Source organism: Wenzhouxiangella marina, assembly GCF_001187785.1.
In the GTDB taxonomy this organism is placed as follows: Bacteria; Pseudomonadota; Gammaproteobacteria; order Xanthomonadales; family Wenzhouxiangellaceae; genus Wenzhouxiangella; species Wenzhouxiangella marina.
Window position 1 is genome coordinate 2,228,712 of sequence record NZ_CP012154.1, and the last position, 15,701, is coordinate 2,244,412.

General features: G+C 65.3%; 16 protein-coding genes. 3 read left to right on the top strand and 13 right to left on the bottom strand.

Translation table 11 applies throughout. The annotated features are described in order from the left end of the window. Positions 1–20: 20 nt before the first annotated feature. From WM2015_RS09450 to gltX, 9 genes are all read right to left on the bottom strand, one after another. Positions 21–431 (bottom strand): ExbD/TolR family protein, encoded by a 411-nt coding sequence (locus WM2015_RS09450; RefSeq protein WP_049725808.1) that lies wholly within the window; start codon positions 429–431, stop codon positions 21–23. Beyond that, a complete protein-coding gene (locus WM2015_RS09455) occupies positions 428–1,036 on the bottom strand; it encodes a MotA/TolQ/ExbB proton channel family protein (protein ID WP_049725809.1) in 609 nt (202 codons plus the stop codon). The genes WM2015_RS09450 and WM2015_RS09455 overlap by 4 nt, the downstream gene beginning before the upstream one ends. Before the next feature lies 1 nt (position 1,037). Next, positions 1,038–2,477, bottom strand: a complete 1,440-nt coding sequence (locus tag WM2015_RS09460) for a MotA/TolQ/ExbB proton channel family protein (protein WP_049725810.1) — start codon at positions 2,475–2,477, stop codon at positions 1,038–1,040. Then, positions 2,474–3,247, bottom strand: a complete 774-nt coding sequence (locus WM2015_RS09465; RefSeq protein WP_049725811.1) for a DUF3450 family protein — start codon at positions 3,245–3,247, stop codon at positions 2,474–2,476. Before WM2015_RS09465 ends, WM2015_RS09460 begins: the two co-directional genes overlap by 4 nt. Positions 3,248–3,365: 118 nt before the next feature. Beyond that, positions 3,366–4,676, bottom strand: coding sequence for a phosphate regulon sensor histidine kinase PhoR (gene phoR / locus WM2015_RS09470; protein ID WP_049725812.1), 1,311 nt, complete (start codon positions 4,674–4,676; stop codon positions 3,366–3,368). Further along, positions 4,676–5,374 (bottom strand): phosphate regulon transcriptional regulator PhoB, encoded by a 699-nt coding sequence (gene phoB, locus WM2015_RS09475; protein WP_049725813.1) that lies wholly within the window; start codon positions 5,372–5,374, stop codon positions 4,676–4,678. The genes phoR and phoB overlap by 1 nt, the downstream gene beginning before the upstream one ends. A 57-nt stretch (positions 5,375–5,431) precedes the next feature. Next, on the bottom strand, positions 5,432–6,436 hold the full coding sequence (locus WM2015_RS09480; RefSeq protein ID WP_049725814.1) for a helix-turn-helix transcriptional regulator: 1,005 nt from the start codon (positions 6,434–6,436) through the stop codon (positions 5,432–5,434). Between the two features lie 12 nt (positions 6,437–6,448). Continuing rightward, complete coding sequence (locus WM2015_RS09485; protein WP_211260921.1) at positions 6,449–6,886, bottom strand: Fur family transcriptional regulator; 438 nt, start codon at positions 6,884–6,886, stop codon at positions 6,449–6,451. Positions 6,887–6,947: 61 nt separating this feature from the next. Then, positions 6,948–8,381 carry a glutamate--tRNA ligase gene (gltX, locus tag WM2015_RS09490; protein ID WP_049725816.1) on the bottom strand — a complete coding sequence of 478 codons (1,434 nt, stop codon included), beginning with the start codon at positions 8,379–8,381 and terminating at the stop codon, positions 6,948–6,950. A gap of 213 nt (positions 8,382–8,594) precedes the next feature. Between gltX and mltF the strand changes: the two genes are divergently transcribed. Further along, positions 8,595–10,007, top strand: coding sequence for a membrane-bound lytic murein transglycosylase MltF (mltF, locus tag WM2015_RS09495; protein WP_156201037.1), 1,413 nt, complete (start codon positions 8,595–8,597; stop codon positions 10,005–10,007). 551 nt (positions 10,008–10,558) lie between these two features. On the opposite strand, the gene dnaQ is transcribed toward mltF, so the two are convergent. The 3 genes from dnaQ to WM2015_RS09510 all read right to left on the bottom strand — a co-directional run bounded on the left by dnaQ (position 10,559) and on the right by WM2015_RS09510 (position 12,465). Further along, a complete protein-coding gene (dnaQ, locus tag WM2015_RS09500) occupies positions 10,559–11,263 on the bottom strand; it encodes a DNA polymerase III subunit epsilon (RefSeq protein WP_049725818.1) in 705 nt (234 codons plus the stop codon). Between the two features lie 162 nt (positions 11,264–11,425). Continuing rightward, on the bottom strand, positions 11,426–11,866 hold the full coding sequence (gene rnhA / locus WM2015_RS09505) for a ribonuclease HI (protein ID WP_049725819.1): 441 nt from the start codon (positions 11,864–11,866) through the stop codon (positions 11,426–11,428). Next, positions 11,863–12,465, bottom strand: a complete 603-nt coding sequence (locus WM2015_RS09510) for a class I SAM-dependent methyltransferase (RefSeq protein WP_049725820.1) — start codon at positions 12,463–12,465, stop codon at positions 11,863–11,865. Before WM2015_RS09510 ends, rnhA begins: the two co-directional genes overlap by 4 nt. Before the next feature lie 53 nt (positions 12,466–12,518). Between WM2015_RS09510 and gloB the strand changes: the two genes are divergently transcribed. Further along, positions 12,519–13,286, top strand: a complete 768-nt coding sequence (gene gloB, locus WM2015_RS09515) for a hydroxyacylglutathione hydrolase (protein ID WP_049725821.1) — start codon at positions 12,519–12,521, stop codon at positions 13,284–13,286. Positions 13,287–13,305: 19 nt separating this feature from the next. Here the strand turns inward: gloB and WM2015_RS09520 are convergent, their stop codons facing one another. Then, positions 13,306–14,589 (bottom strand): M12 family metallo-peptidase, encoded by a 1,284-nt coding sequence (locus WM2015_RS09520; protein WP_049725822.1) that lies wholly within the window; start codon positions 14,587–14,589, stop codon positions 13,306–13,308. Between the two features lie 163 nt (positions 14,590–14,752). On the opposite strand from WM2015_RS09520, the gene WM2015_RS09525 reads away from it, so the two are divergent. Further along, positions 14,753–15,565 carry a hypothetical protein gene (locus WM2015_RS09525; RefSeq protein ID WP_156201040.1) on the top strand — a complete coding sequence of 271 codons (813 nt, stop codon included), beginning with the start codon at positions 14,753–14,755 and terminating at the stop codon, positions 15,563–15,565. Positions 15,566–15,701: the final 136 nt, after the last annotated feature.

The following is a 15,701-nucleotide window of genomic DNA, read 5'->3' on the forward strand; positions in this document are numbered from 1 at the left end:
CTTTGAAGTCTTGCATTGGCTTACCCCGCCCCGGCCTCTTCGACCGTGGCCACACCGACATCCGCCGCACCGGCACGACGGGCCTGGTCGACGACTTCCACCAGACGCTCGGCCGGGACATTGCCGTCGGTCACCACCAGCACCGACTGCTCGGCGCTGCCGCTCAAGAGCTCGCGCAGACGGCTCTGGATGACCCAGACCTGGATCGGCTGGCCGTCCAGATAGGTCGCACCCGTGTTGTCGATGTACAGGCGCACGGCCTTGGTCGAGGCCGTGGTCGCCGATTCGGCGCTGGGGCGATTGAGATCGAGCTTCATGTCCTTGACGAAGGTGGTCGAGACCATGAAGAAGATCAGCAGGATGAACACCATGTCGATCAGCGGCGAGATATCGACCTGCTGCTGGGTGTCGGTGCGTTCACGAAATCTCATGAGGCAGTCTCATCGTGTTGAGGGGCGCAGAGCAGATCCTTGACCTGCGCCAGTTCCTGTCGCAGGCGCAGTGCCTTGCGATCGAGCAGGCCACCGACCACCAGGCCGGGGATGGCCACGGCCAGCCCCATCTGGGTGGTGAACAGGGCCTGGGAAATGCCGCCGGCAATACCGCCGGACTGGGCGAAGAGGGACATATCGCCGAGGGAATCGAAGGTCTCGATCATGCCGTTGACGGTGCCGAGCAGGCCGAGCACGGGCGCCACGGCCACGATCGACAGGATCAGGGTGTGGAAGCGCTTGGTCGCCGACTCGTAGTCGGCAAAGGCATCGTCCAGCCAGCGGCGAAGATCGGGCGGCTCGCGCCGGCGGATCTCCAGGCCCAGCACGACGGCCGTGTCGATCAGGCCGCGCGGTGCGTGCCGCTGGCCCTTCGCGTGACGCGAGATCAGCTGGCGCACCGAGCGCACGGAACCCCGGCGCAGTTCGGCGAAGCGGAAACCGATCGCGAACCAGAGGATGAAGGCCGAAGCGAACAGGGGCGGCATGACGTAGCCGCCCACGTCGAAGTAGAAGGCCAGATCATTGATCAGACCGTTCAGCATCTCAGGCCGCTCCCGACGCCTTCTCGTGGCGGGCTTCGAGGTACTGGTTGATCACCCGCAGGGCGGCCTTTTCCATGTCGTCCTTGATCCGCTCGGCCCAGCCGGACAGGACGTTGCCGAGCAGCAGCAGGGGAATGGCGACGATCAGACCGAGCTGCGTGGTCACCAGGGCGATGGAAATGCCACCCGAGAGCAGCTTGGGATCGCCGGTGCCGAATTCGGTGATCACGTCGAAGGTCGAGATCATCCCGGTCACGGTGCCGAGCAGGCCCAGCAGGGGCGAGACGGCGGCGATGACCAGAATCACCGCGCCGAAGCGGTTCAGATGGCTGGACTCGTGCAGGATCGACTCGGAGACGATGTCTTCCAGGTGGTCCCGATCCCGATCCAGGTTGCGGATCGCCGAGGCCACGACCCGCGAGGTCGAGCCGGATTTCTTCTTCAGCACCGCCAGGGCCGCGTCACGGTCCCCGCGTTTGACGTGCGCGCTGACCGAGTCGATGATTCTGCCGGTCGAGGCGCTGGCGCGCTGCAGGAAGAAGACCCGAAGGACGATCAGCAGCACGCCGATCACGCCCAGCCAGACGATGATCCAGCCGATCAGACCGCCGTCACGGATGACGTCGATGACGCTCTTGTCATCGCGCGTTTCGACTTCGTTGGCCAGGGATTCATAGGCGAAGATGGCCAGGCTGTCGGGCCGCTGACCGGCGGCCAGGGCGGTGGCCACCTCGGCCGAGCCGGCTTCCGGCCAGAGCTTGAGCTCGCCGTCGCCGGCCGGCGCCAGGGCGCCCTGCCCCTGCGGACTGATGCCGTAGGCGGCAATCTGACCAACACGAATGATCTGACCGCTGACCCGCGTGCCTTCGGCCAGGAAGAATTCACCGTCCGAGCGGGTCACGCTCGAGTGATCGCGCAGTACATCGGCGGCCGCATCGAACAGGGCCGCGACGTCCTCGGTGCCCGGCGCTGCATCGCCATGGCTCGGCGCATAGGCGTCGCCAAGGGTGAAATCGGCCTGCAGGAAGGTCGAGGCCAGCAGATCGGTGTTGTCACGTGCGGTCTCGACGGCTCGTTCGGATTCGAACACCAGGGTGTCGAGGCGGTCAGCCTGGCCGCGCATGTCGACGACCTCGGCTTCCAGGCCGCGGATCTCGGCCTGCAGGCCGCCCCGCTCCCGGTCGATGCGCGAGCGCAGCTCCATCAGGCGGCGCTCCAGGTCACGCTTCTGACCCTGCAGGAAGGCGAACTCACGCTGATAGGCCTGCTCCAGCGAGGGCGTTTCGGCCTGCGCGGGCGGCGTCGTTGCCACCGGCTCGGCACTCGTCGCCTCGACCGGCGTCTCGGTGTCGCTTTCGGCCGTCTCGTCCTGCGCCAGCACCGGCGTCACCAGGGCGGCCAGCAACAGCGCCAGAAGAAGGGAATTCAACGCGCGATTCATGACTGCGGCTCCAGGGCGACCGTGCCGTTGGGAAGCGTGAAGTACCCGGAGCGAATCTGCTTCTTGAGCGAGTCGAACAGGGTTTCGATCTGGTTGCGGTCCTCGCCGGACTCGAGCTCGACGAAGGTCCAGCCTTCACCGGCACGAGCCACCTGCCCCATGCGACCGTCGCGGGTCTGGAAATACATCGCCACGGTGCCGAGCTTGGCCACGTCGGCCAGGACGCGCTCTCCGCCCAGGGGAATGACCTGGCTGTAGAGCCCGTTCTCGCGGGTCAGCCTGAGTTCGTCTTCGTAGAAGCTCCACAGGCGGTTGATGATGCGCGGCGGCGCCTGGGCTCCGCTTTCGAGCTGGGCCTGGATCTCGGCCAGGGCGTTCAGGCGATCGTCGGTCTTGAACGGCAGGCCCTGCTCGATGGCCGCCTGCAGGCTGGAAATGATGTCTTCGGCAATCGGCACCAGGGCTTCGCCGGCCAGACCGGCCTGGGCGGCGCGCTCGCGGTTGTCGGCCAGATCCTGTTCGAGCTGGCGAATCCGAAGATCCTCACGCCGGCGGGTCGCCTCCAGGTCGCCCTTCTGCGCGGCCAGGGCGTTCATTTCCGCCCGGTGCTGCTCGGACAGGCTGGTGAGCTCGGCATTGAGCTGTTCGACCTCGCCGCGCATCCGGACCAGCTCGGCGGCCAGATTGTCCAGCGAATCCTGTGCGCTGATGGGCAGGGACAGCGTCAGCGAGACACTCAGGACCGCGACGCCAGTGACAAACCTAGACATGCAACCTCCACGAATCGACGGGTGCGATGAACCAATTCATGGAATTGTGACGATCGAAGATTTCACTGCCGTGTCCGAAATATTTCAGACCGGTGACACGAGCGTGACGCCCGCAGGATCAGCCCGCGCGAACCTCGATGCGGCGAACGCGAACGGCGGGGAAATGGCAGGAAAAGGTGGAACCCTTGCCGACGGTGGATTGCACGTCCAGGCGGGCTCGATGACGCTGCAGCACGTGCTTGACGATGGCCAGACCCAGGCCGGTGCCGCCCTGGCGACGGCTGTGGGCGCTGTTGACCCGATAGAAGCGCTGGGTGATGAACGGCAGGTGCTTTTCCTCGATCCCGATGCCTTCGTCCTGCACTTCGAAAACCGCACCGCCGTCAGCGGACGAACGCCAGCGGACCCGAATCCGCCCACCGCTGGGCGTATAGCGCAGGGCGTTGATGATCAGATTGGAGAATGCGCTGTGCAATTCGCCCTCCTCCCCGACCAGATCGAGGCCCTCTTCGGCCTCGAAGTCGATCTCGTGCGCCTCCCGGTCCTCGATGCGGGCGGATTGAACGATCCGCGCCAGCAGGGACGGCACCTCGACCCGGGCGCGCTCGCTGGCCTCGGCGTCTTCGGTCTCCAGGCGGGACAGTTCGAGCAGGTCGTTGATCAGATGGGTCATGCGCCTGCACTGCGCCTGCATCTCGGCCATCGGACCGTCCCAGTCGGGCCCGAGCTCACCCGCCGACTCCAGCGACTCGAGGTAGCCGGACAGCACGGTGATCGGCGAGCGCAACTCGTGCGAGGCGTTGGCCACGAAGTCCCGGCGCATGGTCTGCAGACGCTGCAGTCGGGTCACGTCCCGAATCATCAGGAGATACTGTTCGCGCCCGTAGGGAATCAGACGCGCCGACAGGGTCCGACTCTCATCGACGGGACTCATGAGATAGACGGGCAGCTCGTAGTTTCCCGAGCGCACGTAGCGCATGAAGTCCGGCGAGCGAAGCAGGTTGAGAATCGACTGACCGAGATCGTTCTGGCTCGACAGGCGCAGGGTGTCGCGGGCCGCATCGTTGAACCACTTGATGCGGAACTCGCTGTCGAGCACGATCGAGCCGTCCGGCATGGCCGCCGTCGATTCGCGGAACTCGTGGATCACTCGCGCCAGACGCTTCTTGCGCTTGTAGTAGCGACGCTGCAGTCGATAGTAGTGTTCGAAAACCTCGCCCCAGACGCCCCAGCTCTGCGGCGGATGCCGACGGCGGCCGTTGCGCAGCCAGCGTTCCAGGCGATCGAGCTCGCGCAGGTGGCGCGCGAGGGTCAAGGCCAGGGCGAGCACCAGCCACCAGCCCAGGTTGCCCACCAGCAGGCCGAGGAACAGGGCAACGATCAGATACAGGCCCGGCAGCAGCAGCTCGATCAGCCAGGCCCGGTTCATCAGGAGGCTCCGGTCACCGAGAATCGATAGCCGGCACCGCGCACGGTCTGCACGAACTTGTCGAAGCCGTGCTTGGCCAGGGCCTTGCGAAGACGAAGGATATGAACGTCGACGGTGCGTTCTTCGACGTACACGCCGCCCCCCCAGACCTGATCCAGCAACTGGGCCCGTGAATAGACGCGGTCCTGGTGGGTCATGAAGAAGCGCAGCATGCGGAACTCCGTCGGCCCGAGATCGACCGGTTCGCCATTGGCCAGCACACGATGGCTGGCGACGTTGAGCACCAGCCCTTCGGCTTCGACTTCATCGTCGCGGCCGGCCGGCGAGGTGCGCCGCATGACCGCCTTGATGCGGGCGATCAGCTCGCGCGAGGCGAAGGGCTTGGTGATGTAGTCATCGATGCCGCTTTCGAAGCCGCGCACCTTGTCGTCTTCCAGACTGCGTGCGGTCAGCATGATGATGGGAATCTCGCCGGTCATCTCGTCGCGCCGCATGGAGCGGGCGAACTCGGGGCCGGACTGGTCGGGCAGCATCCAATCCAGCAGAATCAGATCGGGACGCTGATCGGACACCGCCACGCGTCCTTCGTGACAATCGGCGGCCTCGACCACGTCGAAGCCCGCGCGCTCGAGATTGAAGGCGATCATCTTGCGAATGCCCTCATCGTCTTCGACCACCAGTATCCTGCGCTCGCTCATGCTCGGTTCTCATCTCGGAATCATGGGTCGATATTCCAGCAATGCGATATGACAGGTTCATGAATCGGCAGTGACGCCCGAATCGGAGCCTCCGCCACGATAACGCGCCAGCGCCGAGCCCAATGCACGCTCCACCGACTGCCGCAGCTCCACAGGCTCGACGACTTCGACGTCCGGGCCATAGCTCATCACGCTCATCATCAGCTCCCGCGGATGCCCCATGGGCAGGCGCAGCTCCCAGCGTCCGTCATCCAGCCACTCGCCCTGCTGATTCGGATGCCAGGCTTCGTCGGCGGCCCAGCGGGCGGCTTCTGCATCGAAGCGTAGCACCGCCGTCTGCTCGGCCGGCCCGGAAAAGATCCCGAAGGCCTGATCGAAATGCTCGCTGATCTGCTCGTGCGGAAGCTCCTGCGCGGCTTCCTCGAGGAGCGCCATGTCGCGAATCCGCTCGAGGGCGAAGCTGCGAATGCCCTCGGCCCGATGGCACCAGGCCGCCAGATACCAGCGATCGCGATAGGCGATGAGGCGCTGCGGCGAGACTTCACGTTCGGTGAGGTCATCGCGCCGGCGGCCGTGGTAGTGCAGCCGAACCCGACGGCGCATGAACAGGGCCTTGAGCACGGTCTCGAACAGGTCTCCCGGCACCGGCCGGCCGGCGTCCTTGCGGATCTGGATGCGCTCGGGCTGGGCGCTCAGATCCAGGCCCTGGCGGTCGAGCAGCTGGTTGATGCGCTGCTGAACCCCATCGAGCTCGTCTTCCAGCAGCCCCGGCTGGACATTGCCGAGCACGTGGCGGGCGGTCAGCAGGGCCTGCAGCTCCTCCGGGCTGATCCACAGGCCCGGCAGTTCGAAATGCCCGGCCAGGTCACGATCGTAGTAGAACCCGCGCCCCTCGGCGTCCTGTTCCAGCGGCGCACCGAGCTGATCGCGCAGCTCGGCGATCAGACGATAGAGCGTGGCCTGGCTGCAGCCCAGCTCGTCCATGAGCTGCTGCCTCGAGATCGGCGTACGGCGCTGTCGCAGGATGTCGTGCAGATGGTAGAGGCGCTCGCGACGGGACATCGGAACCGAGCCTCAGGCGCGCTGGCAATCGCGGCAGACGCCGTAGATCTCCAGCACCTGGCGCCGGGGCTTGAAGCCGCGCTCGATAGCGGCCTGGCGAAGGCGGTCCTCGATGGCGTGATCGTGGACTTCGGTCACGGACTCGCACTCCTCGCAGATCAGGAACTGGCCCTGATGCTCATCGTCGGGATGGAAGCAGCTGACGAAGGCATTGAGGGTTTCCAGGCGGTGGATGAAGTGGTTTTCGAGCAGGAACTCCAGCGCCCTGTACACCGTGGGCGGCGCCGCCCGCGGCTGTTCGGAGCGCAGCTGGTCGAGGAGGTCATAGGCCTTCACCGGCCCATCGGCGGCCAGCACCATTTCCAGTACCCGTCGCCGGGTCGGCGTGAGCCGCAGACCCTGCGCCCGACAGTGCGACTCCACCTCTCGAATGACTTGCCTGCTATCCATCATCGAAGTCTACCACTGCCGCAGGCCGGCTCTGATCGATGATGCACCCCGCCGAAGGCACTCAGGCCGACTGCCCGGCTTCCCGCTCGGCAATGAACTCGAGCGCCCGATCGATGCGGGCCAGACTTCGCTCGCGGCCGGCCAGACGCAGGGTCTGGTTGATCGCCGGTGATTCCCCATGGCCCATCAGGGCGACTCGCAGCGGCATGCCGATCTTGCCGAAACCGACACCGAGGGCATCGGCGGTGGCCTGGACCGCGTCCTGCAGGGCATCGGCCTGCCAGTCTTCGAGCGCTTCGAGACGCTCGCGCAGGGCCTTCAGGGGCTCGGCCGCGACCGGGCGCAGATGCTTCTTGGCCGCGCCGGCTTCGAAGTCGCTGAAGTCCTCGAAGAAGGGTCGCGAGCGCTCGACCAGTTCGACCAGGGTCTCGACCCGGTCGGCCTGCACGGAAAGCAGCTCGTCGAGGTCCGGCCCGGCGTCGGCCTCGAGGCCGGTCCGAGCCAGGTGCCAGCGCAGTTCTTCATGCAGCTGGGCGCGGTCACCCTCGCGAAGGTAGTGCTGATTGAGCCAGTTGAGCTTTTCCGTGTCGAAGCGAGAGGCCTTGCGGTTGACGTCCTCGATCCGGAACAGCTCGATCAGCTGCTCGCGGGAGAAGACCTCGTCGTCGCCGTGCGACCAGCCCAGGCGCGCCAGGTAATTGATCAGGGCATCGGGCAGGTAGCCCTGCTCGCGCCAGGCCATCACGCTGACGGCGCCGTGGCGCTTCGACAGGCGCGCGCCATCGTCGCCGAGGATCATCGGTACGTGCGCGAATTCCGGCGGCTCCTGGCCAAGGGCCCGGTAGACATTGATCTGACGGGGCGTGTTGTTGATGTGGTCATCACCCCGGATCACCAGGTTGATGTCCATGTCCAGATCGTCGATGACCACGGCGAAGTTGTAGGTCGGAGAACCATCGGCTCGCATGATCACCAGGTCGTCCAGCTCCTGGTTGGCGACTTCGATGCGGCCGCGCACCCGATCTTCGAAGACCACGGTCCCTTCGTCCGGGTTGCGGAAGCGGATCACCGGCTCGACGCCCTCGGGCGGATGCTCCAGATCGCGGCAATGGCCGTCGTAGCGGGGCTTCTCGCCGGCGTCCATCGCCCTGGCACGCAGCTCGTCGAGACGCTCGCGGGAGCAGTAGCAGCGATAGGCCTGGCCCTGCTCGAGGAGCTGGTCCACCACCGCCTGGTAGCGGTCGAAGCGTTCACTCTGAAAGAACGGGCCTTCGTCATGATCCAGCGCCAGCCACTGCATGCCGTCGAGAATGGCCTGCACCGACTCCTCGGTCGAGCGTTCCCGATCCGTGTCTTCGATGCGCAGGATAAACTGGCCGCCGGTCGCGCGGGCGGCCAGCCAGCAGAACAGGGCCGTGCGGGCGCCCCCGATGTGCAGGAAGCCGGTGGGCGAAGGCGCGAAGCGCGTGCGGATGGGCGCGGAATTCTGAGTCATGGGCGGGTCTGGCGGCGCGAAAGGCGCAGTAGTTTACCAAAGCCGGTGAGATGAGAACGCGCCCGGAATCCGATATAAATACAGTCAGTTCATGCCCCCGTTCGCGATGCATTCCAGTCCTACACCAGCGCAGCCGCACCCGGACTCCCGGCCACCGCCGAGGGTCTGCTGTTGCTGTCGGCCTGACTCGGGGGCGAGCGCGTGAACTGGCCCGTGGACCGCCAAGAGCCCGGACGCTGGCGCTACCGCCCTCGCCTGCCCAGCCTGCGCCTGCTGCTGATGCTGGCGCTGCTGCTGCTGTTCGCCACCTCGGGCGACTCCGACCTGACGCAACTCGAGCGCATCCAGGCGCGCGGCAGCCTGATGATGCTCACGGTCAACGGCGCGTCCACCTATTACCTCGGTGCCCAGGGGGAAACCGGCTTCGAATACGATCTCGCCCGGCGTTTCAGCGAGTACCTGGGGGTTCCCCTGGAGGTCATCACCCTGCCCGATATCGCCGAGCTGGTCGACACGCTGGAAAAGGGGCAAGGGGATTTCATCGCCGCCAATCTGTCCCGAACGGTGCTCCGTCAGGATCGCCTGCGCTTCGGCCCGCGCTACGATTCCGTCGCGCCGGTCGTCGTCTATCGGCGCGGCAGCCGTCGACCGGACAACGTCGCAGAACTGCGGGACGGTCGTCTGGCCCTACTGGCGGGCACCAGCTATGAACCCCTGCTGAAATCCGCCGCCCCCGATCTGAGCTGGGAGGTGCTCGATGACCTGAGCATCGAAGACCTGTTCGAGATGATCAGCAACGAAGAGATCGACTACACGATCGTCGACTCCAACATCCTCGAGCTCAACCGCCGCTTCTTCCCGGACATCCGACCGGCCTTCGAGATCGACGAAGCCCAGGACCTGGCCTGGGCGACGCTGCGCCGCGACGATGACACCCTGGCTCAGCAGATGCGCGAATTCTTCCAGCTCGCCGAACAGGACGGCCTGTTGGCCGACCTGCGCCAGCGCCACTACGCGCACCTGGAGAACTACGAGCCGGTCGGCACCTACACCTTCCAACGCCAGATCCGCGAACGCCTGCCACCGCTACGGCCCTATTTCGAGCAGGCCGCCCAGGACACGGGGCTCGACTGGCGTCTGCTGGCCGCAGTGGGCTATCAGGAATCCCATTGGAACCCCGATGCCGTGTCGCGCACGGGGGTTCGCGGCGTGATGATGCTGACCCTGCGCACGGCACGCCAGCTCGGCATCGAGGACCGCCGCGATCCCGAGCAGAGCATCCAGGGCGGCGCGCGCTATCTGAAGCGAATGATCGAGCGACTGCCGGACCGTATTCAGGAGCCGGATCGCACCTGGCTGGCCCTGGCCGCCTACAACATCGGCTTCGGCCATCTGGAGGACGCGCGCGTGCTGACCGAACGCCTGGGCGGCAATCCGGACCGCTGGCTCGACGTCCGCGACCACCTCCCCCTGCTCACCCAGGAACGCTGGTACAGCCAGACCCGCTTCGGCTACGCCCGCGGCTACGAGCCCGTGGACTTCGTCGAGAACATCCGCACCTTCTACGACATCCTCCTGTGGATGGAAGGCCGGTCCCACCCACTGCTGGCGCAGCAGAACCGGTAGGTTTCAGGAGGAAGACGGTTTCCGGTTTCCGGTTCACGCGTAACGCGATGCCGAACGAAGGCACCCCGGACGTCCGGATGCCGGTGAAAACCCGAACTCCGACACCGCCCGATCGAAACCCGCCGTAGGTCGGCCCCACGCGGCCGACGGTCCATGCCCCAGACATCTCCGTCAATTCAACGGCGCAATGCCCCAAGCATCGAGAAAAACCCGACACGAGCATAACGCAGGCATCTCGGAAATCCGACGCATGCATAACGCATCCATGCCCCAGACATCTCCATCAATTCGACGGCGCAATGCCCCAAACATCAAGGAAGACCCGACACACGCATAACGCAGGCACCTCGGAAATCCGCCGCATGCATAACGCAGTCATCAGGCCTCCCCTACGACGAAGACGGTTTCTCGCCAAACACCGGATTTCAGGTGGCAACGGAATTCTCCGGTCGTCGGCCGCACGCGCGGCCGGTTTACGGCGAGGCGCTCCTGGCCTGCGGCCAACCGCACCACGCCTCCAACCTGCGCTGGGCCGACCTACGACTCCGGCCTCAATTCCTCGGCCACAGGCACTGCCCTGACGCCTTCTCGATGGCGGCCAGGCGAGCTTCATGCGCCGCCCGCTCGTCCGCGCTGGCCTGCACGGCCACCAGGCGACTGAGGTCAAGGCCCGTGACCAGTTCGTCCTCGCCATCCTCCGGCCCATCCCCGCCCAGGTCCAGGCAGAGATCGACCTGTCCACCGGTCATCGCCAGGTAGACATCGGCCAGCAGCTCCGCGTCGAGGAGCGCGCCGTGCAGCTCTCGATTGGAATTGTCGACTTCGTAGCGCTTGCACAGGGCATCCAGGCCGACGCGCTGTCCCGGATGGAGCTCGCGGGCCAGGACCAGGGTGTCGAGCACGCTGGCGACCGCTTCGACGGTGGTGTTCAACTCCCCGTCCAGACGCTCCAGCTCGGCATTCAGGAAGCCGACGTCGAAGGCCGCGTTGTGGATGATCAGCTCCGCGCCGCGGATGAAATCGAGAAATTCCTCGGCCACGTCGGCGAACTTCGGCTTGTCGGCGAGGAACTCGTCGGTGATGCCGTGCACCTCGAGGGCGCCACCCTCGACCGGGCGTTCGGGGTTGATGTATACGTGGAAATTCCGCTGAGTCAGGCGGCGCTCGATCATCTCGACGCAGCCGATTTCGATGATCCGATGCCCTTCGCGATGCTCGAGGCCGGTGGTTTCCGTGTCCAGTACGACTTGGCGCATCTTTCCTTCCTGTTAGCTGAATATCGTCGAAAACCATTCTCTCGCGGAGACGCCGAGACGCAGAGAAAAGCGATTGAACCAATCTAACCCTACCTTGCCTTCTCTCCGCGCCTCTGCGAGAACCACTTTCCCTTCCAGAATCTCAGCGCGAACAACCGTCCCTTATCCGCCGACCTCTCTCGCTGCGGTGCTGGCCAACTCGTCGGCGCGTTCGTTTTCCGGGTGGCCGCTGTGCCCCTTGACCCAGTGCCAGCGCACCTCGTGGCGGGCCACGGCCTGGTCCAGGCGCTTCCAGAGATCGTCGTTCTTGACCGGCTTGCGGGCCGAGGTCTTCCAGCCGTTGCGCTTCCAGTTGATCATCCACTCGGTGATGCCCTTGCGCACGTACTGCGAATCGGTGGTCAGGTCGACCACGCTCGGACGCTTCAAGGCCTCCAGGGCCTGGATCGCCGCCATCAGCTCCATCCGATTGTTCGTGGTGCCGGGCTCTCCACCCGACAGGGCCTTTTCGTGCCCGTTCCAGCGCAACAGCGCACCCCAGCCACCGGGGCCGGGATTGCCCAGGCAGGCGCCATCGGTCCAGATTTCGATCTCTTTGCTCATGCAGCTCTCGTTCTCGTCATGGCGGCATTGGCCGCGGCCAGTCGCGGACGGTTCGGTGACAGTCGGCGGACGCGAGCCGGCCGACGCGGTTTCCGGGCGACGATCACCAGCAGGCTGGAGCCCCCCGGCAACAGCGGCCACCAGCGTGCCGAGTTCGGCATCGCCCATTCCAGTTCGGCCCGCAGGTGTTGCAGCTGCCAGTGCGGCCAGCTGGGCAGCTGCAGCGCGGCGGCACCGATCTCCCGCCAGGCCTGCAGATGCCAGGGGTTGGCGCTGACCGAAATCAGGCAGCCCCCGGGCCTGAGCACACGCACCGCCTCGTCCAGTCCGCCCTCCGGCGCCCCGGGCTGCCAGAGATGGCGTAGCAACACCGCAGGCACCGAGTCGCTGTCCAGCGGCAGTGCATCCAGGCGGGCGTTGAACGGCCAGTGGATGCCGGTTTCGTCGAACAGTAGGCGCTCGCGCGGCCGAGGCAAAGCCGGCGAGGACGAACTCAGCGGCGCCAGCTCGAGCACCCAGTCGGGCTGGAAGGGCTCGAGCAGCGCTGGAATCCGTTGATTCTCGGCCGTCTGGAGCCTTGAAAAACCGGCAAGCGACATGGAAGGTTTAGAATCCCGGAGCAACCTCAAAAAGGATAGCAGACCCAGCCCCCATGTCCCTGACCATCGACGCCATCCCGATTCTGGACAGCAACTACGTCTGGGCCCTCCACGACGACCGCCATGCGCTGCTCGTCGACCCTGGCCGTGCCGAAGAACCCCTGGCCTGGCTGGCAGCCCGAGGCCTGGAGCTGACGGGCCTGCTGATCACCCACCACCACTGGGACCACACCAACGGCATCGATGGGATTCTCGAGCAAGGCCGGGTCCCGGTCTACGGCCCTCGAGACTCCCGCATCCCCCAGGTCGACCGGCCACTGGCCGAGGGCGACACGCTGCGCCTGGCACAGCCTCGGGTCGAGCTTTCGATCCTGGACGTTCCCGGCCACACCAGCATCCACCTGGCCTATGTCGGCGAGGATTTCCTGCTCTGCGGCGATACCCTGTTTTCCGTCGGCTGCGGACGCATGTTCGAAGGCCGACCGGAGCAGTTCGTCGCCTCCCTGGACAAGCTGGCCGCGCTGCCCGACGGCACCCGCGTCTTCTGCACGCACGAATACACCGAAGCCAACTGCCGCTTCGCCCTGCAGGTCGAACCGGACAACGAAGCCCTGGTCGCCCGCAGCGAACAAGCCCGACAGCAGCGCAAATCCGGCCGGATCACCCTGCCTTCGACGATCGGCGAGGAGCGGCGAGTGAATCCGTTTCTCAGGGTTCGGGAGCCAGGCGTGATCGAAGCCGCAAAACGCCACGACCCGGCTTGCACCGGGTCGCCTGAATCCGTCTTTGCCACGATCCGGGCCTGGAAGGACCGGAGCTGATACCCGCCTGATCCGCGGCCTACTGCTGGAAGCGGTCGGCGAAGATGATCGTATTCGTGTCCTCGGTGATACAGCCGGGGAAGTTGGCGTTGATGCGCTGATCGATCCGGGTGATCACCTCGGGCGCCAGGTTCAGCCGAATCGGACCGCCGCAGGCCGAGCTGAAGTGGCAGTAGCTCATCAAGGTGCCGAAACCGGCCGTCGGACAGCTGGTCGGTCCCGAATAGCAACCCGGTTCGACTGCGTAGCACTGATCGATCGGCGGGCTGTAGCAGTGGGTGTGCGGTGAGCCCAGGTTGTGGCCCAGCTCGTGGGCGAACAGACCGGCACTCGTTGCGGCCGGAAAGGACGGGTTCCGGAACAGCTGGTTGTAGCTGTAGCTCCCGCCAGCATTCTGGGTTCGACAATAGCTGTCGACCCAGGCGATACCGGAGGCCGAATTCTGGCTCGACAGGCGACCGGAAATCATCGCTGCATGGGTCCGTTGCACGCCGCCGTAGTTGTTCTGCCAGTAGGTCCCGAACTCGTTCAACTCCGCCGAACCGGCGCCCGAATCCGCCAGCGGATACGGATCGCTGCCGACCCGGAGAAACACCGTCCCCAGCTGCATGCGGAGATTCAGCTGCGTCTCGAACAGGCCGTTGACGGTCAGCATCAAGGCTTCGTTGTAGTCAGCCGCGGCGTTGACGTCGTCACCGAAGCGCAGCGAAAGCCACTCCTTGTCCGTATCGATGGCCAGCAGCCCCAGGCGCAGATTGGAGCCGCGCGGCCCTGGACTGAGGCCTGACGGCATCGCGAGCGTCCCGGCGCCGCGCAGGGCCTCGTAGGCGTCATTCCCGCAGCCGGCTTCGACCGGCTCACCTTCGGGAAACAGGGTCTCCACGCTGTAGGCTCGCAGCCGCCATTCACCGTCGATGGAGTACAGGCGCAGGGCTTCGAACCCGGCCTCGCTGACCAGACCGCCCTCCCAGCTCGACGGATCCCCGCGATCCCCCAGCAGAGCCACGCGCACGGAGGGATCGTCCGCCGAACGACCGATCAGGAACACCCGATGGGAGCGATCCAGAATCGACTCGGCGCCATCGCGCAGCACCTTGACCTGTGCACCCTCGGCGTACAGGGGCACTCGTTCGAACTCGATCGTGCCCAGGCGAGACTGGCCCAGGGGCATTTCATCGAGGCGTTGTCGAGCTCCGATCTCGAGCTGGTCCAGGGTGCTCAACGCAGCGCCCTGCGCCCAGCTGGGCGCGGTCGGGACCAGCATTCCGGCCACCAGCAGGCAGAGTCCGATGGTAGATCGCATGGCGAATTCCTTGAATTTCGAGGACCGATCCGAGTCTACGCCCACGACCCAGCACCGGCAAGCGCCGCCAGAGGCAAGCCGTTCAGAACTGATTCATCGCATTCCATAGCCCGAGCAGTGCTAGGCTTCCGCGTGAATGCATCAGAAAGGCTGCCTCGCGCCCATGAGCCGAGCCAAACAGATTCGAGTCCTGATACTGCTCCTGATCCTGACCCCGCTGGTTTTTGCGCTAAGCATGCCCGCCGATCCCAAGCCCGACTGGACTCGGACGATCATCGTCGCCGTCCTGCCCTACAACGCGGACGGCTCGCAGGCGGCTGAAGAGGCGATCGATCGACTGCGCTCGACCGATTTCCGTCCGATCGAGGACTACTTCAAGCAGCAAGCCCGGCACTTCGGCCTCCCCCTCGACACGCCCTTTCGCTTTCACTTGCTCCCGAAGACCGAGCAGGCTCCAGGCCTGCCACCACGGACCGGGCTATTCGCCCGCTTGAACTGGGCGGCCGGACTTCGATGGTGGCGCTGGATGGTCGACGCCGAAGACGTGGACGCAGACATCTTCGTCGTCGCCCGTTACCAGGCAGCCGTGAATGGTGAAATCCACCTCAATTCCGTCGGAATGCACAGTCCGCGTCTCGCGCTTGTTGCCATGGACGCCGACCCCCGAATGCAAGAGCGAAACTGGGTCATGCTCGCCCACGAACTGCTACACACCGTCGGAGCCAACGACCTCTACCATCATCAGAGTGGTCTCCCCATCTGGCCAGAGGGCTATGCGGCGCCGGAACGCGAGCCCCGTTACCCGCAGCCAGCCGCGGAACTCATGGCCGGGCGCTTGCCAATAGGGCCGAATCTAACTAAAGAGGCTAGAAACCTTTCAGAAACCTGTATCGGCACGACCACCGCGAGAAACATCGGATGGTTCGCACCCCAGAAGCGTTGCACTCCGAGCGCACCGTTTCAAATGCAGCCATAAACCTTTCAACTGTGTCCCTGCATTCAGGTCCATGGGAATGCCGAACATCATCAATAGAACTCCCGAAAAACTCCCGTTGATTCAAACCAGGAACGAGCATTGAGGCCTTGCTCGGCCCATTCTTCGGAATGGTCTG